Consider the following 25,734-nt stretch of genomic DNA (forward strand, 5'->3'; position numbering starts at 1 on the left):
TTTTAGAAATCTGGCAATCTGAGCTGAAGCCTGGATGAGAAAGCAGTTTTTATATTTAGTTCATATGGCTGTTTTTTTAAAATAAAACCAAGTCAATTTATAGGAATTAGCTATTGTCATAAATAAAATAAGTATTGGCATAAAAAGCGCAATTTTCCGATTCTAAAACCGTTTATACATATACGCGTTTGCCAAGATGGGCAGCACCCATTTGCTGATGGCTTTGATCAGTTTACAGATTTTTTTCTCGTTGTTCATCGCATTTCCATCGATAACGGTATAAGTCCAATTTTTGCAGTTTAAGGAAACATTGATGTCGAATTCTGCTGTTGTTGAATCAGTTGCGCAAGCATTACGTGACGCTGAATTATCAAAAACTGCGATTGCACCGATTCGCCCGCAACTTGGCGGTGAAAGTGCTGATGTGGATATCGCATACGCAGTTCAGGAAGTAAATACCAAACGTGCAGAGGCTGAAGGCCGCCGCTTAACCGGTCGTAAAATCGGTTTAACCTCTAAAGTTGTGCAAGCACAGCTGGGTGTAGACCAGCCGGACTTCGGTATGTTGTTTGCTGACATGGCTTATGGCGATGGCGAAGCGATTCCAGCCGGCCTGTTGATTCAACCTAAAGTTGAAGCAGAAATCGCGTTAATCATCAACAAAGATTTAACCCAAGAAAAACACACTTATGCAGACATTATCAGTGCAACTGAATATGCACTGCCAGCTGTAGAAGTTGTGGATAGCCGTATCGAAAACTGGAAAATTTCATTGATTGATACTGTGGCAGACAACGCATCTTCTGCGGCTTATGTTCTTGGTTCACGTCCTGTGAAACTGGAAAATTTAGACCTCGTTAACTGCAAAATGACCATGAAACGCGGCGAAGAAATCGTGTCTCAAGGTGTGGGTAAAGCATGTCTGGCTAACCCATTAAACGCAGCGGTTTGGCTGGCAGATGAAATGGTACGTCGTGGCCGTCCTTTACTTGCAGGCGACATCATCCTGACGGGTGCATTAGGTCCTATGGTTGTTGCCAACCCGGGTGATGAATTCGTGGTTGAAATTGAAGGTTTTGGTTCTGTAACTGCTGCATTCGCTGCTGAATAAGTCCAGATTTTAAGAGCGTTTTTTAAGAGAAATTGTTCATGAAAAAGATTAAATGTGCATTGATCGGTCCGGGGAACATTGGTACTGACTTGCTGTATAAATTACAACGCAGCGAATTTTTAGAGCCAGTATGGATGGTGGGTATTGACCCTACTTCTGAGGGTTTGGCACGTGCTGCGAAAATGGGTTTAAAAACCACAAGCGATGGTGTAGACGGTTTACTTCCTCACGTTCTGGAAGATGACATCAAGATTGCATTCGATGCCACTTCTGCCTACGTTCACGCTGAAAACAGCCGCAAGTTGAATGAACTTGGTGTGTTGATGATTGACTTGACACCTGCTGCGATCGGTCCGTTCTGCGTACCACCAGTAAACCTGGAAGCTTTGTTGGACGCAGGCGAAGTGCCAAACGTGAACATGGTGACTTGTGGCGGTCAGGCGACTATTCCTATGGTGGCTGCAATTTCGCGTGTGCAACCGGTTGAATATGGTGAAATCATCGCGACTGTATCGACTAAATCTGTAGGTCCGGGTACACGTAAAAACATTGACGAATTCACCCGTACTACTGCCGGTGCGATTGAAAAAGTTGGTGGTGCTAAAGCGGGTAAAGCGATCATCATCATTAACCCGGCAGAGCCACCACTGATGATGCGTGATACGGTTCACTGCCTGGTTGAAGGTGAGCCAGATCAGGCTGCAATCACAGAATCTGTGCATGCGATGATCAAGGAAGTTCAAAAATATGTACCAGGTTACAAACTGGTGAACGGTCCTGTATTTGATGGCAACCGTGTATCCATCTTCCTGGAAGTTGAAGGCCTGGGTGATTACCTGCCTAAATATGCCGGTAACCTCGACATTATGACTGCAGCAGCTGCGCGTACCGCAGAAATGTTTGCAGAACGTGTTTTAAGCGCAGTTGAAGCATAAGGAGCATCTTCATGTCTAAGATTATTATTAATGATATGACTTTACGTGATGGCATGCACCCAATGCGCCATCAAACTACACCTGAGCAAATGGTTGCGATTGCAACGGCTCTGGATGATGCAGGTGTACCTTTAATTGAAGTGACTCACGGTGACGGCTTAGGCGGTAACTCTGTGAACTACGGTTTTGCTGCGGCAACCGATGAAGAATATTTGAAGGCGGTGATTCCAAACCTGAAACAGGCTAAAGTGTCTGCACTTTTACTGCCAGGTATTGGTACTGTTGACCATTTGAAAATGGCGCATGATGTTGGTGTTGCAACCATTCGTGTTGCAACGCATTCAACTGAAGCTGACGTTTCTGAACAGCACATTACTGCTGCGCGTAAACTCGGTATGGACACTGTGGGCTTCTTGATGATGGCGCACATGGCTTCTCCAGAAAAACTGCTTGAAGAAGCACAAAAAATGGTGTCTTACGGTGCAAACTGTATCTATGTGACTGACTCTGCAGGCTATATGTTGCCTAAAGACGTAACGGATCGCGTGGGTATTTTACGTGCCAACCTGGGTTCAGACATCGAAATCGGTTTCCATGGTCACCATAACCTGGGCATGGGTGTAGCAAACTCGGTTGCAGCGGTTGAAGCGGGTGCAAAACGTGTCGATTTAGCCTCTGCCGGTCTGGGCGCGGGTGCGGGTAATACACCGCTTGAACTGTTTGTTGCGGTTGCCAACCGTATGCAGATGGAAACCGGTGTAGACCTGTTTAAGGTGCAAGACGTTGCGGAAGATCTGATCATTCCAATGATGACCCATCAGATTCGTGCCGACCGTGATGCAGCAACTTTAGGTTATGCAGGTGTTTACTCATCATTCCTGTTATTTGCTAAACGTGCTGAAGCGAAATATGGCGTGTCTGCACGTGAAATCCTGATGGAACTTGGTCGTCGTGGTACAGTCGGCGGTCAGGAAGACATGATTGAAGACTTGGCATTGACCATGTCTAAAGCCAAAGAAGCCAATGCTTAATTTATTTTAAGTCAAAGCGAAAAAGAGCGTCCGGAAGGGCGCTTTTTTTATGGCTGGACCTTGATTTTAAACTTGTCTTTATAGATAAAAAATATCATGAAATAGCTGTAATATATTAATATAATCAATTGCTTAAGTGGTTTTTCGACTGGGTTAAACTTAAAAGCGATTAATCAGTTTTTTTTTGCGGTCAAAAAGCCTGAATTCTTTGAAAATAAACCCTGAAACAAAGGTTTAACAATAATGAAATGAAAGGAAGATAAAATGACTTATTGTTTAAAGTTCTTAACGTGGGCTTAATCTTTAAAATAAAAACCAGCGGAAATAGCCATAAAGGCAATAAATCTTAATACTCTGGTCGGATTTCGTTTCTTGTGATTGTTTAGCATGATGGCGCCATAGCTTAATTTGATCACTAAGGAATTTAGCCATGCGTCGTCAAAACTTATGGATAGCAATGCTTGCTGCGACAGCAACTTTAGGAACAACTGCATCGAATGCAGATTTTGTTGACGACAGTAATGTCCAATTTAAATTTAAAAACTTTTATTTAGACCGTGAATATAACCATGATACAGCTGGAGTTTATAACCCAGGTTATGGCAACTGGACTCAAGCAGTCACTTTAGATGCCAAGTCGGGTTATCACGATATTGGTGCAGGCATTCAAGTCGGTGCTGATCTATTGGCACAATATGCGATTGGTCTAAAATCACGTGGTAATGTGAATGACATTCATATGCCATACAATGAAAATGAGAAGAAAACTGAACGTGATAATGCTAAGTTAGGTGCAACTTTAAAAGTTAAAGTTTCTGAAACTGAATTAAAAGTAGGTGACTTACAGCCAATGTCACCTGTGGTGTTCTTTGATCCATCGCGCCAATTATTAACCACTTATAGCGGTGCTTGGTTGGAATCTAAAGAGCTTAAAAATACGAAGCTGACCTTGGCTTATATTGATGGCATCAATGCACGTTATGACAATCAATATCAAGATTTGACCTTGTTCCCACAAAATGATTTTGCTAAAGCAAAAGCGGCGAATAAGTCTACTGATGATGGCATGTACATTGTTGGCGTAGATCATCAATTTACACCAAAATTGGGTGGTAGCTACTGGTATGCAGATGTCACCAACATCTATCAACAGCATTATGTTGCTGCGAACTACAAAACGACTTTGGCTGAAAAAACCAAACTAGATACCCACGTTCGCTATTTTGACAATAGTGAATCTGGCGATAAACTATATGGCAAGATTGACAGCCAAGCCGTTTCTGCAGGTGTTAAAGTAAATCACGGTATGCACACTGTTCAGTTGGGTTATCAACAAATGTTTGGCGACTTTGGTGATGTCGCACTGTTCCCTACATTGGGCGGTTGGGTAGCACAACCATTCCTAGATAACTGGTCTGTTGCAAGTTTCATTCGTAAAGATGAGCGTTCATGGAGTTTAGGTTATACCTATAATTTTGCTGAAGCAGGTGTCCCTGGTCTAACTGCGACAGTACGTCACTTCCGTGGTGACAATATTGATCTAGGTGCAGGTAAGAAGGAAGGCAAAGAAAACGAAAATAACGTGATCGTAAACTATGTTGTACCTGAAGGTAAGTTAAAAGGCTTAGGCTTCAACTACATGTTCATCGATACCAACTATAACTTCGGTAACGACCTTCAAGAACACCGTGTAGCAACAACTTATACTTATAAGTTCTAATTAAGTGGTGTCATAAAAAAGCGGCTTTAAATCAGTCGCTTTTTTTATGCTGTGTAGAAAGCTATTTTTTATTAAATGCCTTAATAAAAATAAGGGTTTGTTCTTTAATAAAGTTTTTAAAAACAAATAGTTAAATTATCGTTTTTTTATAGTATTTGATCGTAAATTTGTATCAGTTTGACCGCTTTGAACAGGTAATATAAGGCGGTAAAAAAGTAAATTTCACCGAGTCAACTTGACGTTAAATTCTGAATCAAGATGGAAACGCAAGCTAAAGACTGTACGAGGAGTATGTATGAGCACTGTTCAAATCCCTGAATATACAACAGATCCATTCTTTGGCTTAGAAGACAAATGGATTGAAACTGCAGAAGGTGAGTTGACTCACTATCACGAAGTGGGTGAAGGTACGCCTATCCTGTTCTTGCACGGTTCAGGTACCGGTGTATCTGCTGCGGCAAACTGGTGGCTAAACCTGCCATCAATTGGTGAACAGGCGCGTTGTATCGCTATCGACACTATTGGTTATGGTCAAACTGTAGTAGCGCCAGGTACAGCTTACGGTATCCGTGCCTGGGTAGACCATGCGGTGCGTACTTTAGATGCACTGGGCATTGAAAAAACCTGGTTGGTCGGTAACTCGCTCGGTGGCTGGTTGGCATTCCAGTTGGCTTTAGACTACCCTGAACGTGTACTTGGTATCGTATCTATGGGTACAGGCGGTGCAAAACAGACTGCTGCGCTGAAAGCACATGCCAACCCGGTATTGACTGAAGAAGGCATCAAGAAAACATTGTCGATGTTCGTGGTAAACAAAGACCTGATCACAGACGAGCTGGTAAAAGTACGTTTTGCTTCTGCTGCAAATGACTATGCATCGAACCGTTTGATGGACGTCGTGGGCGCACGTGACCGTGACCGTTTCGAATTCCCGTTAGACTTCGAAAAAATGAAAGACATCACTGTGCCTGTATTGTTGATTCATGGTACTCAAGACGTGGTGATTCCAGTTTCTCGTAGCTGGGATATCCTGAACATTGTACCAAATGCTGATGCACACATTTTCAGCCAGTGTGGCCATTGGTCACAAGTGGAAAAAGCTGAAGAGTTCAATACAGTAATTAAAAACTATTTGACTGCTCGCGGCGTTTAATTCCGCCATCTGGCAACAAAAAAAGGATGACTTCGGTCATCCTTTTTTTGTTGCTGCTCAAGGACTAATAAAGTTCGCTGCCACATTGATGGTGATGGCCAGAATTGTGGTATTAAATCCATAGGCCAGCAGCAGGTGCAGGGTGTTTAGCACCCGCATTGAAGAGTGGGTAATGGAAACATCCGCCGTTTGTGCGGAAGTCCCGACGATGTAACTAAAATATAAAAAGTCGGGATAAGTGGGCTTAGGGGTTTTGGGAAAATCTAGCCCGCCTTCATTATTCCTGTCGAGTGCCAGATAAAAGTCATGCGCATAATGAATCGCAAAAATGGTATGCATCAGGAACCAGGCGGAGGTAATGGTCACCATGGATAAAACGATATGAGCGGTTTGAATGAGCGTGTTGCTCGGCAAATTATTCACTTCAATAATCAGCGCGATGAAGCAGATGATTAAGGTCAGCAGGACCAGAAAAAGAATCAGCCATTTACTGGCATCCTGTTCCTTGGCACGTTGCAGGATATGTGCATGGTCAATGTGCCAGAGTTTTTTCAGGGTGAAAAATAAATAAGCATAAATGACAATATTCCAGCTCATTAACAGGCAGGTTGACCAGCTCCATGAGGTCATCAACTGAAAAGCAGCATACAGCACCGCAATAAAGGGGAAGGTCAGAAAGAAATAAAGGTGGTGCTGGATCCCGGTTTTTATACGGCGTAGAGGATGCATAATGATCTACCCTTTCTTGTTATTGTTGTTTTTTAACATTTTAAAAAAGTCGTGGGGAATTTATTAGACTTAAGTTGTAATTTGCGATGATGAAATGTCATTTATGAGGAATGAAGGAAACAAGTTGTACGTTATTCCCTATCAATTCAGCATTGCCGATAAGAAAAAAGCGTAAGACTTAAGTCTAGGGTGGGTTAAAAATACACAAATTGTAATAAAAAAAGCCACCATTATTTTGCTAATAAATAATGGTGGCTTTAATTCAGTGCAAAAGTGTAAAAGTTTTTTAATTACGGTTAATGTTTAGATAAAACACATGGGTCAGCAATTCAATAAATTTCTTCACTGCGACAGAGCTGCTGTTTTTATGGTAACTCACATACAGGTCGAGGTAAGGCAGTTCCACATCCAAGGGGCGAATCACGGTATTTTCCATGGTCAGTGGCGCAACATAGCCCGGCAGAATGGTGCAGCCCAAACCTATCCCTACAGAGTTGATGTTAAACAGGATGTTATCGGCTTTTTGCACAATATTGAATTCAATCCCATTGGCATGGGCAAAATCCATAATGGCATTATGCAAGGTTAAGGACTGCTCGGCAGCAGGAATAATAAAATCTATACCATTCAATTCTTTAACAGGAATGCGTTCATACTTAGCCAAAGGGTGGTCTTTCGGTAAAATAAAGATCAGCGGTTCACGTAGCACGAATAAACTTTCAATTTCATCACTGTTAAAGTTGTGTCGGGTAAAGGTGATATCCAGTTCACCTTTTTTCAGCAACTTCATTTGTTCATTATTGTTTAAGCTGAGCAAATCAATTTTTAAATCAGGGTTTTGCACGCGCAAGTTCGGCAGCACATAAGGGAAAATTTTCATTTCCGCCACCGGAACAAAGCCAATACGTAGCATTTGCTGTTTGGCTTGGGAAACCTGGCGTGCCATGGCAATGGCTTTATCTGCCTGTGCCAGGGTTAAGCGGGCTTGCTCGAGAAATACGGCACCTTCTTCAGTCAGTTCAACCTTGCGTTTGGTGCGATAAAGCAGTTTTACCCCAACATCTTCTTCCAGGTCTTTAATTTGCTGGCTTAAAGAAGGCTGAGCAGTATAAAGCTTTAGTGCAGCCTTACTGAAGTTAAGTTCTTCTGCAACGGTGATAAAATAGCGTAGGTGTCGTAATTCCATATAACTCGTCCAAAAGAGTAATCCAAAAAATGTCTTACTATATTTTTGTCGCAGTATAATCTATAAACAACTATTAGGTGAAGATTATTCTGCCATTTAGAAAATAAATGATCTTGCATTTTTTATTAGTGTTTAAATATATAAAGCTAAATTTTAAATAATTCATAAAATATCTTAATTAAAACAAAAAAAATATTTCCCCAAAACTGGCTAAAAATCCATTATCGCTGAAAAGTTGAGTCTATTTACTTTGTGCCGTTACTGGTCACAGGAGAGCTTTTCATGAGTGGAAAAATTGATGTGCGCGAAATCGACGCTTTAGTCGATGCACAAAATGGACGTATCTCACCGTCAATCTATACAGACCCAGATCTATATGAATTAGAACTTGAACGTGTGTTCGGTCGTACCTGGTTATTCCTTTGCCATGAAAGCCAAATTCCTAAGGCTGGTGACTTCTTCAATACCTACATGGGTGAAGATCCAATTATTGTGACACGTCAAAAAGACGGCTCAATCAAAGCATTTTTAAACCAGTGCCGTCACCGTTCTATGCGTGTGAGCTTCGCAGACTGTGGTAATACCCGTGCGTTCACTTGCCCATACCACGGCTGGTCTTACGGTATTGACGGTTCTTTAAAAGACATCCCGCTTGAAGAGCGTGCTTTCCCGCATGGCGCATGCAAAGAGCAATGGGGTCTGGTTGAAGTGAACCGTGTGAAGTCTTACAAAGGCTTAGTCTTCGGATGCTGGGATGAAACCACTCCAGATCTGGAAGAATACATGGGTGATATCGCCTGGTATCTCGATGGCGTATTAGACCGTCGTCCGGGTGGTACTGAAATTATCGGTGGTGTACACAAGTGGGAAATCGAGTGTAACTGGAAATTTGCAGCTGAACAGTTCGCATCTGACCAATATCACGCATTGTTCTCTCATGCCTCTGCGATTCAAGTATTGGGTGCAAAACCTGATGACGAATCATCTAAAAAATTAGGTGCTGCGCAAACAGCCCGTCCTGTATGGGAAACTGCGAAAGACGCGATCCAGTACGGTTCACGTGGTCACGGTTCAGGTTTCTTCTTCACAGAAAAACCAGATGCGAACGTTTGGGTTGACGGTGAAGTTGCCAACTATTTCCGTGAAACTTACGAAGAAGTGAAAGAGCGTTTAGGCGAAGTTCGTGCTTTACGTCTTGCGGGTCACAACACCATGTTCCCAACATTGTCTTGGTTGAACGGTACTGCAACACTTCGCGTATGGCACCCACGTGGTCCAAACAAAACTGAAGTTTGGGCATTCTGTATTGCCGATGCTGAAGCGTCTCAGGAAGTGAAAGAAGCATTTGAACGTTCTGCAACGCGTGCCTTCGGTCCTGCCGGTTTCCTGGAGCAAGATGACTCTGAGAACTGGATCGAAATCCAAAAAGTATTACGTGGTTATAAAGCTCGTAAGAATGCCTTGATCATGGAAATGGGTAAAGGCAACGAGAAAGTTCGTGAAGATGGTATTCCGGGTATTACCAACTACATTTTCTCTGAAACTGCAGCACGTGGCATGTACCGCCGTTGGGCAGATTTATTGATCCATGAAAAATGGGAAGACGTGGAAAAAGCAGCTGACGAATACGAGAAGGAGCTTATGAAATGAGTCAGATCAGTTTAGAACTTCAACATCAAATTAGTCAGTTCCTCTATCGTGAAGCAAAGCTGCTTGACGACTGGAAATTCCGCGATTGGTTAGACGTATTGGCAGAAGATATTTCTTATACCTTGCGTACCACACCGAACGCTCAAACTCGTGACCGTCGTCGTTCGATCGAGCCACCAACAACTTGGGTATTTAACGATACCAAAGACCTGCTGGAACGCCGTGTTGCCCGTCTTGAGACAGGTATGGCATGGGCTGAAGAACCTCCTTCACGTACCACTCACATGGTGTCTAACATCATCGTTGAGGCAACGGAAGTTGAAGGTGAATACGACGTTTACGTAACGTACTTGTTGTACCGTACACAGAAAGAGAAAGATGTCACCATCTACTGTGGCAAGCGTCACGACAAGATCCGCAAAGTCGATACTGCTCAAGGTTTCCAGATCTTCAACCGTAAGATTACCCTTGATCAGGTGACTTATAACTCACATAACCTGAGTGTGTTCTTCTAATGAATAAGATTTTTGTTTGCCAAGTTGACGAATTAGACGAAGGCGAAGCGTTGAAAGTAGATTGCGGCGTAAACGGTATCGAAGCGCTTGCAGTCTTCAACAATGGCGGTGAGTTCTTCGCAATGAACGACCGTTGTTCACATGGTAACGCTTCTATGTCAGAAGGTTATCTTGAAGATGACGGTACTGTAGAGTGCCCGCTTCATTCAGCACGTTTCTGTTTGAAAACTGGTCAAGCATTATGTTTACCAGCAACTGATCCAATCCAGACTTTCCCGGTGATTGTTGAAGATGGTCAGTTATTTGTAGAAATGGCAGGAGAGTAATCATGGGTTGGCTGCAAGGCGAAGTTGCACTCATCACTGGTGGTGGTTCAGGCTTAGGCTGGGCACTGGTTGAACGTTTCCTGGAAGAAGGTGCACAAGTTGCGGTTCTTCAACGTTCACAGTCAAAAGTTGACGCTTTGAAAGAACATTTCGGTGACCGCGTGCTTGCGATCGCAGGTGATGTGGCCAGCTATGAAGACAATGTCCGTGCTGTAAACGCAACAGTTGAGCGCTTCGGCAAGCTTGACTGTTTCGTTGGCAATGCCGGTATCTGGGATCATTATGCAGATATCGTCAATACATCGGGTGAGCAACTGGAAAAAGCCTTTGATGAAATCATGGGCATTAATACCAAGTCACTCATCTTGGGTGCCAAGGCTGCGCTGGATGCATTGATAGCTTCTGAAGGTTCTATCATATTTACTTTGTCTAACTCTGCACTGTACTCGGCAGGCGGAGGCCCCGTGTATACAGCATCTAAGCATGCAGGGGTCGGCATTATGAAAGAACTGGCTTACGAACTTGCGCCTAAAGTACGAGTGAACGCTGTTGCACCGTCAGGTATGAATGTGAATATCAAAGGTGCGGCATCACTGGGTCAGGAAAATCTTGGCCTGCTGGATGCCCGTGATCCTGAGAAAATTGCACGTGGTATGCCACTTAACTTCTTGCCTGAACCGGAAGACATGACGGGTTCATACGTGCTCTTGGCATCTCGTCAAAACAACCGTCCTTTGACCGGTGTGTTAATTAACGCTGAATGTGGTCTGGGTATTCGTGGTTTACGTCAACCACGTGCAGGTTTCTTTGACGAATAAAATTCAGTCTGAAATGTAATGGACTTACTCGGTAGCCTGTTCTGGGCTACCTTCCGTTCTGGAGTCTCTCATGGCCGTTAAACTTATTTGTGCGTCGCACAGCCCATTAATGGAATTCGCTTCACCGCAAGAAAAGCATAAAGAACAAGCCGTTCGTGAAGCTTTTGCCAAACTTGCCAAAGAAGTTGAAGACTATAATCCAACGTTAATCATTACTTTTGGTCCAGACCATTTTAATGGCTTCTTCTATGACCTGATGCCAAGCTTCTGCGTGGGTATTCGTGCCAAAGCAGCAGGGGACTGGGATTACGGTAAAGACAATGACCACATTAATGTGCCTGAAGAAACAGCCCTTAATCTAGTGCGTCGTGTGTTGGATGAAGGTGTGGATGTTGCGTACTCATATCGTATGCAAGCCGATCATGGCGTGACTCAGCCATTGCATTTCCTGTGTGGCTGTCAGCTCGATCGTTATCCAACCATTCCGGTTTTCATCAATGGTGCGGCTACACCAATGCCAACGACTAAACGTACAGTGGCTTTGGGCCGTGCGGTAGGTCAGTTCATCAAGTCATTGAACCTGGAAAATGAACGTGTACTGGTACTGGGTACGGGTGGTCTGTCACATGATCCACCAACACCGCAAATGGGTTCGGTTCCTCCTGAAGTTGAAGAATTCCTGATTGCAGGTCGTAACCCGTCTGAAGAGTCGCGCCAGAACCGTCAGGCAAAAATTATCGCAGTGGGTCAAAAATTGGCTGCAGGTGATAAATCTGTTGCAGTGCCGTTGAACCCTGAGTGGGATCGTGCATTGCTTGAAACTTTCAAGAAAGCAGACTTTGCGGCCATTGAAGCGATGACGGAAGCTGAAATTCGTGTCGAGGGTGGCCGTGGTGGTCAGGAAGTCCGTTCCTGGATGGCTGCTTTTGCTGCATTACATGAAGTCGGTGAGTATGAAATGACAACTCATTGCTACGAAGATATTAGTGAGTGGATTGCGGGCTTCGGCATCGTATCTGCAGAATTGAAATAAGGATTAAACCCATGAGCCAAAATGCTATCGAAACCATCGTTATCGTCGGTGCTGGTCAAGCTGGTGCTAGCGCCATTTTAGAACTCCGTGCCAACAAATACGAAGGCAAAATCATTTTGGTGGGTGATGAAACACATCTGCCTTATGAGCGTCCGCCTTTGTCTAAAGACGTGATCTTAAAGCCAGAGGAAACCAAAATCGAAATTCTGTCAGAACAAAAACTGGCAGATTTGGGTGTGGAAACCATTCGTGGCAATGGCGTGGTGAAAATCAATGCCGAGGCGAAAACGGTTGAGCTTCAAAATGGTGACCTTGTTGCTTATGACAAGTTGCTTCTTGCAACCGGTGGTGCAGCGCGCCGTTTACCGAACTTCGATGCTTTGGGCAAACACGTTTATACCCTGCGTAACCTTGAAGATTCTCAAGCGCTGGTTCCTGTGCTGCAACCGGGCCGTCGTTTGATTCTGATCGGTGGTGGTGTGATCGGTCTTGAGCTGGCATCATCGGCACGTTACAAAGACTGCCAGGTGACTGTGATTGAAATGGGTCCTATGGTCATGGGCCGTTGTTCACCACGTATCCTGAGCGAATTCCTGCTTGAGCAGCATCGTCAAAATGGTGTGGATGTACGTCTTGAAACCAAGATTGCAGACTGCAAGTTAGACGGTGAAGAAGTGGTTGTGACTCTTGAAGGTGGCGAAGAACTTCGTGCCGACGCGGTGGTGTACGGTATCGGAATTGTGCCAAATGCACAGCTTGCAGTGGATGCCGGTCTGGACGTGGATGTTGCGATTCAGGTCAATGAAAACTGCCAGACTTCAAATGCTGACATTTATGCGGCAGGTGACGTTGCGACCCAGCTTCGTGAAGATGGCCAACACCGTCGTGTTGAAACCTGGGAAAATGCCAACCTTCAGGCAGGCATCTTCGCACGTCACGTGATGGGTGTAGAGCATCCGAAAGCAAATCCGGCCTGGTTCTGGACCGATCAGCTCAATATCAACTTCCAGTTTGTGGGCGATATGGCTGCAGCTGAATGGCATATTCGCGGTGAAATGGATGCAGCCAAAGGCGCAGAAAATTCATTCGTCATGTACGGTGTGACCGATGGTCAAATCGTTGCCGGTATTACGGTCAATGCCGCGAAAGAAATGCGTCATTTGAAAAAAATGATCAGCAAAAATACCGCTTTTGAGGCAGAAAAACATCTTGATTTAAGCCTTGATTTACGCAAAGTTGCTTAAGTTTTATTGAGATATTTCTGGACAGACCTATGCTTGCATAGGTCTGTTTTTTTATGTTTGTTTTGGGCGTTGATGAACACCCCCGCACTTTGTGGGATGGATTTGGATGGGCTTTGCGTAGGGGATGTCTTACTTTTGAAGGATGAGCCATACATGGCGCAAGGTGACAAAAATCTTTTACTGATATTGAGCAGTATACTTCGCAAGATGTCCATATACCCCAGATCAGCGAGCGACATCCCTGTCGCCTTTGACATGGTGCGGATAATGGAAAATAGGCGGTTGGCAGTCTTCTCCATTACTACACAATCAAATTGAGCAATTTATGAATTCAAACTCATCTCTCATGCTGGTGACGGCAAGTATTTACGCTTTATTGGTATTTATCTGGGCCACTACGCCACTGGCAATTGTCTGGAGCGTGCAGGAAGTTCATCCAATGTGGGTGCTGATCATCCGCTATTTTGGCGCGTCGGTCATTGCCCTGTTCCTGTTAAAGCTGATGCGTGACCCGCTACCTTTTGATTCGACTTCTTTAAAAAGTTATGTGGCGGGCAGCTTAAACCTGATCGGTGCGCAGCTGTTTATCTATCTTGCAGCCAATTATCTGACTTCAGGGCTAATGGCACTGATCTTCGGTTTTTCACCGCTGATTGCGGGCCTGATCGGACATGTGATTTTAAAAACCCAAAGGCTGATCTGGCTGCAATGGCTGGGTATGGCGATTGCGGTTTCCGGCCTGACCTTTGTCTTTGCCGATTCTGCCGACAGTAAAATCAATCCGCTTGGTGTGGTGCTGATGCTGATTAGCATGGTGTCTTATATCAGCTCGATTTTCTGGGTCAAACAGATTAATGCTCCACTCAAACCGATGTCCCAGGCGACCGGTTCACTCATTGTATCTGCATTGGGTTCGCTGCTGATCATTCCGTTTATCTGGCAGCATTTTCCAACGGCTATGCCTGGCGGACGGGCGATGATTGGTTTTATCTTTACCATGATCATGTCTTCCATTGTGGCCATGCTGTGTTATTTCTGGCTGATCAAGCGTTTGAATGCCTCGACCGTGTCATTAAGTAATGTCATGACGCCGGTGATTGCCCTGGTTTTGGGTGCCACCTTGAATAATGAACATATCAGTCCGAATGCCTTTTTCGGCATTGTGGTGGTGATGTTTGGGATTGTGATGTATTTCTGGAAAGAATGGCGCCAGCAGTATTTTTCTAAACTGCGTTAATACAACAGGATAAAAAGGAAGTTTAGGCCACTGCTGTCCCATAATTTAATTTAAGTAAACTTTGGATTGACGAATGTGGCAGGGATGCCACATGTTACCCACCATAACATGGATGTTATGTGTGGGTAACAAAGGCTTTTGCTTACTTTTGGCCTGTCAAAAGTAAGATATCGCCTACACAAATACATTTCGATTTTATTGAAAAATTGTGGCTGTGAAAGACTTTAACTTATCTATGAAATTTTAAGCTTTCTCATCAGTAAAGAATTAAAGAAAATAACGAATACTGGATTAACAAACAAATGTCTACAAACAGACTTCATGAAAATTCATTTATATGATTCTAATTCGAAATTAACCGTTTTCAGCAAAATAAAAGCCCTTAACAGAACTATGGGACAGTACTGAGTTTAGGCTTCCTTTTTAGGAGCTTGCAATCTGTGCAAATCGTACAAATGCATCATATTTCACCACAGCGTTTCACATGGAACATTTATATACGCACTGGTGAAATAATCAGCAGTCGNAGTTTAGGCTTCCTTTTTAGGAGCTTGCAATCTGTGCAAATCGTACAAATGCATCATATTTCACCACAGCGTTTCACATGGAACATTTATATACGCACTGGTGAAATAATCAGCAGTCGCGCTAAAAACAACAAAACAATAAACCACCACCACAACCACATTCAGTACTATGCAAAGAGCTATAAAAATCAAATAGATCTATTTGATAACAATAACGCTTAACAAAAACACCCGGGACAAATTTGAATGTCTGATTCGAATAAGATAGTGGTCTATGCAGCACTGGCAGGTAATCTGGCGATTGCACTGGTCAAGTTTGTGGCGGCCTATATCACCAACAGTTCGGCTATGCTCAGTGAAGCCGTGCACTCGGTGGTGGACACCCTGAATGAAATTCTGCTGCTGTATGGTATGAAAAAATCCCAGCAGCCGGCAAACTACAGGCATCCTTTTGGTTATGGCCGTGAGCTGTATTTTTGGGCCTTTATTGTGGCGCTGATGGTGTTTGCACTGGGCGCGGTTGTGTCGATTTATCAGGGCATACAGCATGTGCTGCATCCTGAAGAAATGCTGAATCCAACCATCAATTATATTGTTTTAATCATCGCCATTTTATGTGAAGGCACCTCCTGGCTGGTGGCCTTAAAAGCATTCCGTAAGGTGAAAGGCAAGCAAGGTTATTTCGAGGCTTTTCGACACAGCAAAGACCCCACCACCTTTACCGTACTGTTTGAAGATACTGCCGCGTTATGTGGTCTGCTGATTGCCCTGATCGGGATCTATCTGGCCCATGCCTTGAATATTCCAGAACTGGATGGCGTGGCTTCGATCCTGATTGGGATAGTATTGGCAATTTCTGCCATTTTATTGGCCCGTGAAACCAAGGGATTATTGATGGGTGAAACGGCCGATCCAAAATTGCGTAATGACATCTTGTTGATTGCGCAGGGAGATGAGGCGGTACAGTCGGCCAATGGTGTGCTGACCGAACAGATGGGCGCGCATCAGGTGCTTGCTTCCTTAAGTCTGGAATTTGAAGACAATTTGAGTTCGGATGACATCGAAGCCTGTGTCAACAGAATTGAAGCGAAAATCAAACAGATTCATCCGGAAATTGTGGCATTGTTTATCAAACCGCAAACTAAACAGGTGTGGTTGGAACGTATGCAAGGACGTTTGGAATAAAACGTGATATATATGGCGCAGCATTCAGAATATCGGATTCTGAAGGTTGAGGTCACACTAAGAAATTGAATGGACATGAAGCAGAAGCCTGAGCAATTACACTTTCAACTCCCGACCAAATCATGCTGGTCACATACCTGGCGTCAGCCTTCATTCAAGTTTATGTATTCGAATCATCATAACGGTGATCGATTCTTCAATGCCTTGCCCAGTCCAGCAGGACGTGGACGGGCCGAGCTGATCAAATGGCTGCTCACCCGCAAGTCATCGACCTGGAATGTCGATATCAACAAAGAACATGCCGAATTCCATGCCAGCAAACGAGCCATTCCCCAGAACCGTCCCAACGCCAGTATGGATGACTGGCAAGTGTGGTTTGTGGGCCATGCAACGGTACTGTTGCAGATCGGACCTTATAATTTATTAACCGATCCGGTCTGGTGCGAATATGCCGGCCCTGCACCGGGCAAAGGTGCCAAGCGGGTGATTCCGGCGGGCATTGCTCTGGAAGAATTGCCGACCATTCATGCGGTATTGCTCAGCCATAACCATTATGACCATATGGACCTGGCCAGCTTGCAGTGGCTGCATGAAAAATTTGCCATGCCGATTTATACCGGGCTGGGCAATGCGTGGTATTTGCCGAAAAGTTTTTATGTGCTGGAAATGGACTGGTGGCAATCGTCTTTATTGCATGAGTTAAAAATTATTTATACGCCGGCACAGCATTTTTCAGGTCGCGGCTTGCGTGATCAAAACCGGGCTCTCTGGGGCGGTTTTTCAGTGCTGCATGGCAAAGATCACTGTTTCTTTGCCGGAGATACCGGCTACTCACCTCATTTTAAAGAGATTCAAAACCGTTTGGGAGCACCGCGTGTCGCGCTGTTGCCGATAGGGGCGTATGAACCGCGTGAGCTGATGGGCTATACACACATGAACCCGCAGGAGGCTTTCCAGGCGCATCAGGATTTGCATTCCAAATGTTCGCTGGCTATTCATTACCGAACCTTTCAACTGACTGATGAGCGTCGGGAACAACCGGAAATTGATTTAAAGATTGCCATGAAAAATACTTCCAAACTGATGACACCGTTTATCTGTATACGGGAAGGACGGCGTCTGGTGGTTTGATTTTTTCTAAGCTTGCTGTTTGCTCACATTTAAAAGTTGAATGGCAAGCATTGAAAGAACGAGCATGGCGATATTCATCACGACCGGGTTAAACGCCGTGCTGAGTTGCATAGGATCGGTGAGGGCAATCAGCCCTAATAATCCGGCTAAACCCAGAATATTCAGCTGATGCAAAATGAAGGCTCTTTGCCAAAGCAGAAAGCTACAGCCAAACATCATTTCAATCACGCCCGACAGGCTAACTGCCATTTTTGCCAGAGGGAGTTCTAAGCCCAGGCTCTGCCAGATGGCGATTTCTGCATGAGATTGAAACAGGATTTTGGGTATCAAACCCTGATAAATCCAAAGAACAGCAAGGGTGATTTGAATCAGTCGAAGAGGCTTTTCCAAGACGGGCTTATGATTCACGAATGGCAGGTTCCAGAAAATGCAGTCTGTTCTCAGCAGTAGCGATCCTGCCTGATCAACATGCTGGAGGATTCTTGCTTGTTATGGCCTCAATATAGCACATTATTTTTAATCAGAAATATGGTCCAAAATCTCAAATCCTGATGGTCTTTATCGCAAATTGATAATGCAGTTCTAAAAATTCCACTTCTGGTTATGAAGGTTGATCAATCCTGTTTTTATTCCCGTTTTAGAATAGGCTTTTTCGATTGTTTTCATTCATATAACTTGCTTTCTTTTGTCATAAAAAACAGCTATTTTGAAGATGAATTAGAAATTTTTAACGGTTCATCACAATGATGGTTTTGTGATTAGATTTGGAGCTTAGATATGAATAATGACACACAAGCTGCAGGAAAATGTCCTTTTCACCAATCCGGTACGGATCACCGCGTTGCCCGCTCAAACCGGGATTGGTGGCCGAACGCACTCAATCTCGACATTCTTTCTCAGCACGACAAAAAAACCAATCCGCTAGATCCCGATTTTGATTATGCCAAGGCATTCAATTCACTGGACCTGGAAGCAGTGAAACAGGATTTACGCGAACTGATTAACAGCAGCCAGGACTGGTGGCCATCGGACTATGGCAGCTATATTGGCATGTTCGTGCGTACTGCCTGGCACCTGGCCGGTTCTTACCGTAAGCAGGACGGTCGCGGTGGTGCCAATACCGGTAACCAGCGTTTTGCGCCACTCAACAGCTGGCCAGATAACGTCAACACCGATAAAGGCCGCCGTCTGCTTTGGCCGATTAAACGTAAATACGGCAATAAAATTTCCTGGGGCGATCTGATCATCCTGGCCGGTACAGTGGCGTATGAAGAAGCCGGCCTGAAAACCTTTGGTTTTGGCGGTGGCCGTGAAGATATCTGGCATCCTGAAAAAGATATCAATTGGGGTGCTGAAGAGAAATGGCTGGATGCCACCAAAAACCGTTATGAAAATGACCAGGACCGTAAGTCATTGGACAATGCGCTTGCTGCGGTGCAGATGGGCCTGATTTACGTCAACCCTGAAGGTGTGGATGGTGTACAGGATCCGCTGCGTACTGCACAGGATATGCGCGTGACCTTCGACCGCATGGGCATGAATGACGAAGAAACGGTGGCATTGACGGCAGGTGGTCACACCATTGGTAAAGCGCACGGTAATGGCAAGGCTGAATTGCTGGGTAAAGACGTTGAAGGCGCGGATGTTGAATTCCAGGGCTTGGGCTGGCATAACCCTGAAGGTACGGGCAATGGTGCCAATACCATGGTTAGTGGCCTGGAAGGGGCATGGACCACCCATCCAACCAAATGGGACAATGAATTCTTCTATTTATTGTTCACCTATGAGTGGGAAAAAACCATCAGCCCGGCAGGCGCGAAACAATGGGAACCGATCAACATCAAAGAGGAAGACAAACCTGTTGATGCTCACAACCCGAATGTGCGCCGTAACCCGATGATGACCGATGCCGATATGGCACTGAAAGTCGATCCAGAATACCGCAAAATTGCAGAGCGTTTCTACAAAGACCCTGCGTACTTCTCGGAAGTGTTTGCCCGTGCCTGGTTCAAACTGACGCACCGTGACATGGGACCAAAATCGCGTTATTTAGGTGCCGATGTGCCGAATGAAGAGCTGATCTGGCAAGACCCGATTCCATCGGTAAACTATGTGTTGTCTGAAGCTGAAATTGAAGAACTTAAAGCGAAACTGTTAAACAGCGGTTTAAGCACAGCTGAGTTAATCAGCACCGCATGGGACAGCGCGCGTACTTTCCGTGGTTCGGACTTCCGTGGCGGTGCAAACGGTGCGCGTATCCGTCTCGCTCCGCAAAAAGACTGGGTCGGTAACGAACCTGAACGTTTGGCGAAAGTGTTGGCGAAACTTGAAGAAATTCAGTCCGGTCTGGAGAAGAAAGTCAGCATTGCCGATCTGATTGTACTGGGCGGTACGGCTGCGGTGGAAAAAGCGGCGCAGGCTGCGGGTGTAGATATTAAAGTGCCATTCACGCCGGGACGAGGGGATGCAACTCAAGAGCAAACCGATGTCTATTCATTTGAAGACTTGTTGCCAAAACACGACGGTTTCCGCAACTGGTTGAAAGATGACTACACTGCGCAACCTGAAGAATTGTTGTTAGACCGTGCTCAGTTACTGGGTTTAACTGCACCTGAAATGACGGTACTGGTCGGTGGTATGCGTGTACTGGGAACCAATTATGCGGGTGCGAAAGAAGGCGTGTTCACAGACCGTGAAGGCGTGTTAAGCAATGACTTCTTTGTGAACCTGACTGACATGGCATATAACTGGAAACCGGTCGGCAAAAACCGTTATGAGATTGTGGACCGTACAACGGGCGCAGCGAAATGGACGGCAACACGTGTGGACCTGGTGTTTGGTTCGAACTCGATTCTGCGTTCGTATGCAGAAGTGTATGCGCAAGACGACAACAAAGAAAAATTCGTAAAGGACTTTGTTGCCGCCTGGACCAAAGTGATGAATGCAGACCGTTTTGATGTGAAGAAATAATTTGCATTGAGATGTACAAAACCGCCTTACGGCGGTTTTTTGATGGAGTAAAGAAATCCAAATTTAGGACACTTTCTTTGCAGTTCTAGCTGACCTCTCAATATTGTTTTGTACAGTTTGAGGATTACTAACTAAGGCTATTTTTTAAGAGACTTTAGCCATGAATATGTCTGAGGATCTAATTTCAGCAAATGATCTATCATTTCATTACGTTTAACTTTATCCATCTTAGAAAGAATACTTTTTAGATCGGCATTAATGGATTGATCAGTTGCTCCACGTTTACTTGCTTTTTCATACCACTCATGCCCCAATGTATATTGATGTGTTTCCATGTAAATAGCGCCTAATAATGTACATGGGCGATAATTTTCGGGAGTTATGTGATGGGCCTTAAGAGCGTGCTCAATAGCAACTTTGTATTTATGAAGGTCACGTCTTACTCCTCCAAAGGTTGTAAAGAAAGCCGATAACAAATTTTTGTCTTTAAGCTGCTTATACTCAATTTTTTCTAAAAGTTCTTCAGATTCAAAACTTGCCTGACATTTCCTTAAGTGGCTACTCGCATTGATAGCATTCCAAATGTTCTTAGTATTCTTTTTATATTCTTGTAAATAATAATTTGCTTCTAAGCGATGGAATGTATGGCGAACTTTACTAGTAAAGAATTGTTTGTCTGCTGTATTCAGCCAAACTGCTTCGACTTCAGAAAGCCTTATTTGGTTATCTAGTTTATTTAAAATTTCTGAAAGTTCTTTTGGTAATTTGTTGAGCAAATATTCATCAATATCATATTTTTTAAGTAAAGATTTTAATTTTTGTTTTGCAATATAAATGGGATCTGATTCAAATCGTTTTTGTTTTTCAATAGCTTCTTTTTTTAACGTTTCTTGAAAAATCTTTTCTTCAGCTAGTCTTTCTGCTTCAACTTTACTTATAATTTTTTTCTGAAATTCGGGCAGAAAACTATTTAACGATCTGAGAATATATTCATTAATATAAGCTTTTTCGAATTTGCTTAAGTTCAGTTTTTCTCTATATTTTTTTAAAATATCCTGTGAACGATTCGTTATAGCTAGTTCTGACTTTGACATATCTAAAAAGTACTCTTGGCATAAGGCTAAAAGTTTATTTTCAAAAGTGTGTACATCATTTTGATGAGTTTTATTTTTTACAAGTAAAGCCTTTTCCGTTACTAGGTCAGTTTTTAATTCCTGTATTTTCTTTAAATCATCGAGTTCGATGATTTTTCGTTTTTCAGCTTCAATACGTTTTTTATCTTTCTTCTCTTGAGTGAGTTTTTCTTGCTGTATTTGTCTTTCAATCACTTCTTTTTTAAATTGTTCTTGCTGAATCTTGTCTGTTTCTTGGTTTTTAAGATACTCCTTTCGTGCATGATTATTCGCCTCCTTCTTATATTGATTAAAAGATATTTTGCCTTCAATAAAATTATGTAAAGCATTAAGGTTTTGGCGAATTAGATAGTTTTTTTCGGGTAAAGAGAGACTATCATTTTGTTTCGTTTTTAATTTTTGAATGATTTTATGAAGCATACTATGTGGAATCATTGAGCTCTCAATGTGATCTAAATAGTAAAATGAAGCATCTTTTTTCATATCATCAATAAATTGTTGATGCTTTTGGGCATCCTCAATAGATATTTTCCCTCGATAAGTAGAGCGGTAAGTATTTTTAATCAATTTAGGTCTAGCCATCTCAAGTATGTTCTAATGAGTATTTTCAGTATTAAATAATTTTTTTCCTAATCAGTAAACCTATCTTTTTGATAAAAATATGATAAAAATCATATCTAAAGTAATTTATATCAAATAGATTGCCAAATACTATTTTCAAGTTGTCGCCACGCTCCAAACTCAGGCTCTATCAATAACGTCTGCGACACAAAGCCATAACATACCCGTTGTACATTTAAACTCATCCGTTTCAGTTGTTCAGTATCTTCCATAAAAGGTGAAAGAATGCTTTGCCACATCTGCACCATCATCTCATAACTTTTACGATAACTTTCAATATTGGAAATCTGCCGTTCCAGCAAAAAAGTCTGCGCCCATAAGAACTGCTGTGCCTGAATCTGCTCAAGCTGGTAATGAATTACCTGCTTTAAATAATCATCCAGAGCCATATCTGTGGATAACTTGATCAGGCTTTGTGCATAAGTTTTTAAGTCCTCGGCATTGTTTTTCACATGTCTGTGAATGGTCAGCGCAATCAAATCTTCCTTTTTGGAAAAATATTCATAAAACGTACCCAAACCCACACCGGCCAAATCGGTAATCTCCCGAATGGTAATGTCATGTGCAGCACGCTCATGCAAAAGCCGAACAAAACTGTCCTGCAAGGCTTCCTGAGTCAGCTTGGCCCGTGACTGGCGTGGCTTACGCCGTACCTGTATCTGTGGATTTTTCATAAAAAATTAGACTCAATAAAGCCGAACATGCTGTGGCGAATTTTTCTCTATACTGGAATGAAAAGCCCAGAACAACAAGCAGGAAATATAGACGATGAATACATCGAATCAGACATGGATGACCCATCAAATCAGCAACCAGTTTGATGAACTGCAAGATTACAATTTATTTTCATCCGATACGGTTTTACATGAAATATTGAAGCGTTATGGCAGCCATGATCAAGCAACCTTGTGTGATATGGGCAAAGTGGTCGGCTCCGCCGAATATTATCAATATGCCGATTTAGCCAATAAGCACACGCCCATTCTGCATGCCTTCGATACACGCGGTCGCCGTAAAGATTACATTGAGTTTCATCCTGCCTGGCACAAATGGATGGAGCTAAACCGCAAATTTGACAGCCATGCACATCCATTTAACCATGCTGCATCTTCCTCCAAATGGGTGGAGTGGGCAGCGCGTTTTTACTTAAGCGGACAGGTCGAATGCGGCAGTCTGTGTCCAACATCGATGACGCTTGGCAGCATTCCCTTAATGCAGCGTGAACCTGAACTGTGGGCCAAAATTGGCGAAAAATTATTATCCACCGAATATGATGAACGTGACCTGCCGATTGCCCAGAAAAAATCGATCTGGCTGGGCATGGGCATGACCGAAAAGCAGGGCGGTTCCGATGTGCGGGCTAATGAAACGATTGCGATTCCTGTCGCTGAATCAGGTCGTGGCAAGGCCTATTTACTGACCGGGCATAAATGGTTTTTCTCCGCGCCGATGTGTGATGCGCATCTGGTCGTCGCGAAAACCGAACAGGATGGCTTGGCCTGTTTCTTTGTGCCGCGCTGGCTGGAAGATGGCACAAAAAATAATATTCATGTGCAGCGACTAAAAGAAAAAGTCGGCAACCGCAGTAATTCCAGTTCCGAAGTCGAATTTAAAGACGCTTGGGGCATCATGATGGGTGAAGCAGGGCGTGGCATTCCGACCATTATTGAAATGGCCAATTACACCCGCCTGACCTGTTCTTTGGGCAGTACCGCCATGCTGCGTCAGGCTTTGGTGCAATGCATTGCCTATACCCGCCAACGCAAAGCCTTTGGCAAACATTTAGCCGAACAGCCTTTGATGCAAGCGGTACTGGCCGATTTAGCCCTGGAAACCGAAGCAGCCATGCACTTAAGTTTCCACTTGGCGCATTGTTATGAAACTGAAGATGCCCTGTCTTTGGCATGGAAACGCATCATGACACCGGCTTCCAAGTTCTGGATCTGCAAGCGTGCTGTTGAATTGACTGGCGAGATGATGGAGGTGTTTGGCGGCAATGGCTATGTCGATAACGGCATCATGGCGCGTATTTTTAAAGAAGCCCCGGTGAATACCATTTGGGAAGGTTCGGGCAATGTCATGTGTCTGGATGTGCTGCGCGCAATCGGTCGTGAACCTGAATCGATTGAGCTATTGTTTAAAGATCTGGCATCAACTGCATTAGAAGATGAAACGTTGAAAAATGAATTACAAAGCCTGTTTAAATTGTTACAGCAACCTGCTGATGATTTGCAGTTTATGGGGCGTAGTCTGGTCAGCCGTCTGGTCATTTTGGCGCAAGCGGTTTTATTGAAACGTTATGCACCGGACTATGTGAGCGATGCTTTTATTCAAACCCGTTATAGTGATTTTCATGGCCGAGTGGTGGGTATGCTTGCAGCGCAGCAGGTTGATGTGGAACGGGTACTGGAAAGGGCGTTGGCTAAAGAAAAATAATTTCGCGACGAAAGCTCCTTCTCTCGCGCCATATATGGCTCAGGGAGAAGGAGGGATGAAAATATGAATCAAAGAATCTCTCTTTTGTATACTCAAAATATTTGAGGGTGTTTGATCTTTTAAAGGAGAGGGAATTTCCGTTTCGAGTTCAGGATTCACTGATAAATTCGGCAGATTTCTTTTGATTTTTCCCTAATTTTACTTTAGCTGCCACTTACATAAAAATAACCCTGGAACTGCAAAATTTATATTCATTTAAGAAAACCTATCTAAGATGTCATTATGAAATTTTGATTTTCATTACCTGTATGTATCAAAAAATTAAACAATGGGCCAAAACCATCAAAAAAGATGTTCTGGTGGTTTGGCTGGTGGCTAAAGACCAGCGCACACCTGTCTGGATCAAACTACTGGCGCTGATTATTGCAGCATATGCACTATCGCCGATTGACCTGATTCCCGATTTTATTCCGGTGCTGGGCTATCTGGATGATATTATTATTGTGCCCTTGGGGCTGTTATTGGTGATCAAGCTGACGCCACAAGAAATTCTAGACGATTGCAGAATTCGTGCCTCGCTATTGGCAGAACGGCCTGTCAACCGTTGGGCGGCAGGGGTGATTATTTTAATCTGGCTGCTTTTTTTGGCCTATTTGGCCATGCATTTTTTGAATATGCAGAAATTGTAATAACTGGGTAGATAAAGACTGAAAATATAAGATTAAGTGTTTGAAATAATTGATTTTTATATAAATATATTTCCCTGCAAAAAACCGCTTGAATTCTGTACAAAAAAGCGTAATATCAGCTTGCTGTCCAATCTGGATGGTGCATGAAAACAGGTGAGTAAAATGGCAAAGAAAAAAGCAGTGCCAGAAGTGGTGATTCACAACTTTGTGGCAAAACACATGCATGAGGTCAACAAAAGCCAGGTCTTTGTAGACCGCAAGAAAAATGCAAAACGTGGCTATGACAAGCACAAAAAAGGGAGATACTCAAATGATTATCTCCCTTTTTCTTGCACGGTATTTGCTGTGCTATAA

23 protein-coding genes are annotated in these 25,734 nt (G+C 43.6%); 18 read left to right on the forward strand and 5 right to left on the reverse strand.

From position 1 onward, the window contains the following. Window positions 1–313: 313 nt before the first annotated feature. The 5 genes from H4I94_RS01965 (at window position 314) to H4I94_RS01985 (ending at window position 5,950) form a co-directional block, all read left to right on the forward strand. Window positions 314–1,111, forward strand: a complete 798-nt coding sequence (locus tag H4I94_RS01965; RefSeq protein WP_261181215.1) for a fumarylacetoacetate hydrolase family protein — start codon at window positions 314–316, stop codon at window positions 1,109–1,111. Window positions 1,112–1,149: 38 nt separating this feature from the next. Continuing rightward, on the forward strand, window positions 1,150–2,046 hold the full coding sequence (locus tag H4I94_RS01970; protein WP_261181216.1) for an acetaldehyde dehydrogenase (acetylating): 897 nt from the start codon (window positions 1,150–1,152) through the stop codon (window positions 2,044–2,046). Between the two features lie 11 nt (window positions 2,047–2,057). Next, on the forward strand, window positions 2,058–3,077 hold the full coding sequence (dmpG, locus tag H4I94_RS01975) for a 4-hydroxy-2-oxovalerate aldolase (RefSeq protein WP_092819102.1): 1,020 nt from the start codon (window positions 2,058–2,060) through the stop codon (window positions 3,075–3,077). 430 nt (window positions 3,078–3,507) lie between these two features. Further along, window positions 3,508–4,797, forward strand: coding sequence for an OprD family porin (locus tag H4I94_RS01980; RefSeq protein WP_261181217.1), 1,290 nt, complete (start codon window positions 3,508–3,510; stop codon window positions 4,795–4,797). 295 nt (window positions 4,798–5,092) lie between these two features. After that, a complete protein-coding gene (locus tag H4I94_RS01985) occupies window positions 5,093–5,950 on the forward strand; it encodes an alpha/beta fold hydrolase (protein WP_092819100.1) in 858 nt (285 codons plus the stop codon). Between the two features lie 57 nt (window positions 5,951–6,007). On the opposite strand, the gene H4I94_RS01990 is transcribed toward H4I94_RS01985, so the two are convergent. Continuing rightward, the gene (locus tag H4I94_RS01990; RefSeq protein ID WP_409976731.1) at window positions 6,008–6,679 is read right to left on the reverse strand and encodes a DUF1345 domain-containing protein; all 672 of its coding nucleotides are present in this window, start codon (window positions 6,677–6,679) and stop codon (window positions 6,008–6,010) included. A gap of 286 nt (window positions 6,680–6,965) precedes the next feature. Then, window positions 6,966–7,865, reverse strand: coding sequence for a DNA-binding transcriptional regulator HcaR (hcaR, locus tag H4I94_RS01995; RefSeq protein WP_131272885.1), 900 nt, complete (start codon window positions 7,863–7,865; stop codon window positions 6,966–6,968). 282 nt (window positions 7,866–8,147) lie between these two features. On the opposite strand from hcaR, the gene hcaE reads away from it, so the two are divergent. The 9 genes from hcaE (at window position 8,148) to H4I94_RS02040 (ending at window position 17,531) form a co-directional block, all read left to right on the forward strand. Next, window positions 8,148–9,515 carry a 3-phenylpropionate/cinnamic acid dioxygenase subunit alpha gene (hcaE, locus tag H4I94_RS02000; RefSeq protein WP_261181218.1) on the forward strand — a complete coding sequence of 456 codons (1,368 nt, stop codon included), beginning with the start codon at window positions 8,148–8,150 and terminating at the stop codon, window positions 9,513–9,515. After that, entirely contained in the window at window positions 9,512–10,030 is a 519-nt protein-coding gene (hcaF, locus tag H4I94_RS02005; protein WP_076752997.1) for a 3-phenylpropionate/cinnamic acid dioxygenase subunit beta, read from the forward strand. The genes hcaE and hcaF overlap by 4 nt, the downstream gene beginning before the upstream one ends. Beyond that, on the forward strand, window positions 10,030–10,356 hold the full coding sequence (hcaC, locus tag H4I94_RS02010; protein WP_076752998.1) for a 3-phenylpropionate/cinnamic acid dioxygenase ferredoxin subunit: 327 nt from the start codon (window positions 10,030–10,032) through the stop codon (window positions 10,354–10,356). The genes hcaF and hcaC overlap by 1 nt, the downstream gene beginning before the upstream one ends. A 2-nt stretch (window positions 10,357–10,358) precedes the next feature. Beyond that, window positions 10,359–11,174, forward strand: a complete 816-nt coding sequence (hcaB, locus tag H4I94_RS02015) for a 3-phenylpropionate-dihydrodiol/cinnamic acid-dihydrodiol dehydrogenase (RefSeq protein WP_076752999.1) — start codon at window positions 10,359–10,361, stop codon at window positions 11,172–11,174. Between the two features lie 70 nt (window positions 11,175–11,244). After that, entirely contained in the window at window positions 11,245–12,207 is a 963-nt protein-coding gene (locus tag H4I94_RS02020; protein ID WP_261181219.1) for a 3-carboxyethylcatechol 2,3-dioxygenase, read from the forward strand. A gap of 11 nt (window positions 12,208–12,218) precedes the next feature. Next, window positions 12,219–13,451, forward strand: coding sequence for a 3-phenylpropionate/cinnamic acid dioxygenase ferredoxin--NAD(+) reductase subunit (hcaD, locus tag H4I94_RS02025; protein WP_131272882.1), 1,233 nt, complete (start codon window positions 12,219–12,221; stop codon window positions 13,449–13,451). A 325-nt stretch (window positions 13,452–13,776) separates the two neighbouring features. Further along, window positions 13,777–14,688 carry a DMT family transporter gene (locus H4I94_RS02030; RefSeq protein ID WP_261181220.1) on the forward strand — a complete coding sequence of 304 codons (912 nt, stop codon included), beginning with the start codon at window positions 13,777–13,779 and terminating at the stop codon, window positions 14,686–14,688. 773 nt (window positions 14,689–15,461) lie between these two features. Further along, window positions 15,462–16,400 (forward strand): cation diffusion facilitator family transporter, encoded by a 939-nt coding sequence (locus H4I94_RS02035; protein ID WP_261181221.1) that lies wholly within the window; start codon window positions 15,462–15,464, stop codon window positions 16,398–16,400. 75 nt (window positions 16,401–16,475) lie between these two features. Continuing rightward, window positions 16,476–17,531, forward strand: coding sequence for an MBL fold metallo-hydrolase (locus tag H4I94_RS02040; RefSeq protein WP_261181222.1), 1,056 nt, complete (start codon window positions 16,476–16,478; stop codon window positions 17,529–17,531). Between the two features lie 6 nt (window positions 17,532–17,537). On the opposite strand, the gene H4I94_RS02045 is transcribed toward H4I94_RS02040, so the two are convergent. Continuing rightward, a complete protein-coding gene (locus H4I94_RS02045; RefSeq protein WP_261181223.1) occupies window positions 17,538–17,939 on the reverse strand; it encodes a DoxX-like family protein in 402 nt (133 codons plus the stop codon). A 369-nt stretch (window positions 17,940–18,308) separates the two neighbouring features. On the opposite strand from H4I94_RS02045, the gene katG reads away from it, so the two are divergent. Continuing rightward, window positions 18,309–20,501, forward strand: coding sequence for a catalase/peroxidase HPI (katG, locus tag H4I94_RS02050; protein WP_261181224.1), 2,193 nt, complete (start codon window positions 18,309–18,311; stop codon window positions 20,499–20,501). Between the two features lie 137 nt (window positions 20,502–20,638). Here katG and H4I94_RS02055 read toward each other — a convergent pair whose 3' ends face one another. Together H4I94_RS02055 and H4I94_RS02060 are read right to left on the reverse strand one after the other, a co-directional pair. Then, entirely contained in the window at window positions 20,639–22,216 is a 1,578-nt protein-coding gene (locus H4I94_RS02055; RefSeq protein ID WP_261181225.1) for a hypothetical protein, read from the reverse strand. 110 nt (window positions 22,217–22,326) lie between these two features. Then, window positions 22,327–22,929, reverse strand: a complete 603-nt coding sequence (locus H4I94_RS02060; RefSeq protein WP_131272875.1) for a TetR/AcrR family transcriptional regulator — start codon at window positions 22,927–22,929, stop codon at window positions 22,327–22,329. 94 nt (window positions 22,930–23,023) lie between these two features. Between H4I94_RS02060 and H4I94_RS02065 the strand changes: the two genes are divergently transcribed. The 3 genes from H4I94_RS02065 (at window position 23,024) to H4I94_RS02075 (ending at window position 25,734) form a co-directional block, all read left to right on the forward strand. After that, window positions 23,024–24,691 carry an acyl-CoA dehydrogenase family protein gene (locus H4I94_RS02065; protein ID WP_261181226.1) on the forward strand — a complete coding sequence of 556 codons (1,668 nt, stop codon included), beginning with the start codon at window positions 23,024–23,026 and terminating at the stop codon, window positions 24,689–24,691. Window positions 24,692–24,999: 308 nt separating this feature from the next. Next, the gene (locus H4I94_RS02070) at window positions 25,000–25,380 is read left to right on the forward strand and encodes a YkvA family protein (protein WP_261181227.1); all 381 of its coding nucleotides are present in this window, start codon (window positions 25,000–25,002) and stop codon (window positions 25,378–25,380) included. A 162-nt stretch (window positions 25,381–25,542) separates the two neighbouring features. Then, a complete protein-coding gene (locus tag H4I94_RS02075; protein ID WP_261181228.1) occupies window positions 25,543–25,734 on the forward strand; it encodes a hypothetical protein in 192 nt (63 codons plus the stop codon).

Origin of the sequence: Acinetobacter sp. T_3_1 (assembly GCF_025377055.1) — a bacterium.
In the GTDB taxonomy this organism is placed as follows: Bacteria; Pseudomonadota; Gammaproteobacteria; order Pseudomonadales; family Moraxellaceae; genus Acinetobacter; species Acinetobacter kookii.

Bases quoted from the DNA above. Each gene is read 5' to 3' on its own strand.
- H4I94_RS01965 (WP_261181215.1), top strand. From the start codon at position 314: ATGTCGAATTCTGCTGTTGTTGAATCAGTTGCGCAAGCATTACGTGAC.
- H4I94_RS01970 (WP_261181216.1), top strand. From the start codon at position 1,150: ATGAAAAAGATTAAATGTGCATTGATCGGTCCGGGGAACATTGGTACT.
- dmpG (WP_092819102.1), top strand. From the start codon at position 2,058: ATGTCTAAGATTATTATTAATGATATGACTTTACGTGATGGCATGCAC.
- H4I94_RS01980 (WP_261181217.1), top strand. From the start codon at position 3,508: ATGCGTCGTCAAAACTTATGGATAGCAATGCTTGCTGCGACAGCAACT.
- H4I94_RS01985 (WP_092819100.1), top strand. From the start codon at position 5,093: ATGAGCACTGTTCAAATCCCTGAATATACAACAGATCCATTCTTTGGC.
- H4I94_RS01990 (WP_409976731.1), bottom strand. From the start codon at position 6,679: ATGCATCCTCTACGCCGTATAAAAACCGGGATCCAGCACCACCTTTAT.
- hcaR (WP_131272885.1), bottom strand. From the start codon at position 7,865: ATGGAATTACGACACCTACGCTATTTTATCACCGTTGCAGAAGAACTT.
- hcaE (WP_261181218.1), top strand. From the start codon at position 8,148: ATGAGTGGAAAAATTGATGTGCGCGAAATCGACGCTTTAGTCGATGCA.
- hcaF (WP_076752997.1), top strand. From the start codon at position 9,512: ATGAGTCAGATCAGTTTAGAACTTCAACATCAAATTAGTCAGTTCCTC.
- hcaC (WP_076752998.1), top strand. From the start codon at position 10,030: ATGAATAAGATTTTTGTTTGCCAAGTTGACGAATTAGACGAAGGCGAA.
- hcaB (WP_076752999.1), top strand. From the start codon at position 10,359: ATGGGTTGGCTGCAAGGCGAAGTTGCACTCATCACTGGTGGTGGTTCA.
- H4I94_RS02020 (WP_261181219.1), top strand. From the start codon at position 11,245: ATGGCCGTTAAACTTATTTGTGCGTCGCACAGCCCATTAATGGAATTC.
- hcaD (WP_131272882.1), top strand. From the start codon at position 12,219: ATGAGCCAAAATGCTATCGAAACCATCGTTATCGTCGGTGCTGGTCAA.
- H4I94_RS02030 (WP_261181220.1), top strand. From the start codon at position 13,777: ATGAATTCAAACTCATCTCTCATGCTGGTGACGGCAAGTATTTACGCT.
- H4I94_RS02035 (WP_261181221.1), top strand. From the start codon at position 15,462: ATGTCTGATTCGAATAAGATAGTGGTCTATGCAGCACTGGCAGGTAAT.
- H4I94_RS02040 (WP_261181222.1), top strand. From the start codon at position 16,476: ATGAAGCAGAAGCCTGAGCAATTACACTTTCAACTCCCGACCAAATCA.
- katG (WP_261181224.1), top strand. From the start codon at position 18,309: ATGAATAATGACACACAAGCTGCAGGAAAATGTCCTTTTCACCAATCC.
- H4I94_RS02055 (WP_261181225.1), bottom strand. From the start codon at position 22,216: ATGGCTAGACCTAAATTGATTAAAAATACTTACCGCTCTACTTATCGA.
- H4I94_RS02060 (WP_131272875.1), bottom strand. From the start codon at position 22,929: ATGAAAAATCCACAGATACAGGTACGGCGTAAGCCACGCCAGTCACGG.
- H4I94_RS02065 (WP_261181226.1), top strand. From the start codon at position 23,024: ATGAATACATCGAATCAGACATGGATGACCCATCAAATCAGCAACCAG.
- H4I94_RS02070 (WP_261181227.1), top strand. From the start codon at position 25,000: ATGTATCAAAAAATTAAACAATGGGCCAAAACCATCAAAAAAGATGTT.
- H4I94_RS02075 (WP_261181228.1), top strand. From the start codon at position 25,543: ATGGCAAAGAAAAAAGCAGTGCCAGAAGTGGTGATTCACAACTTTGTG.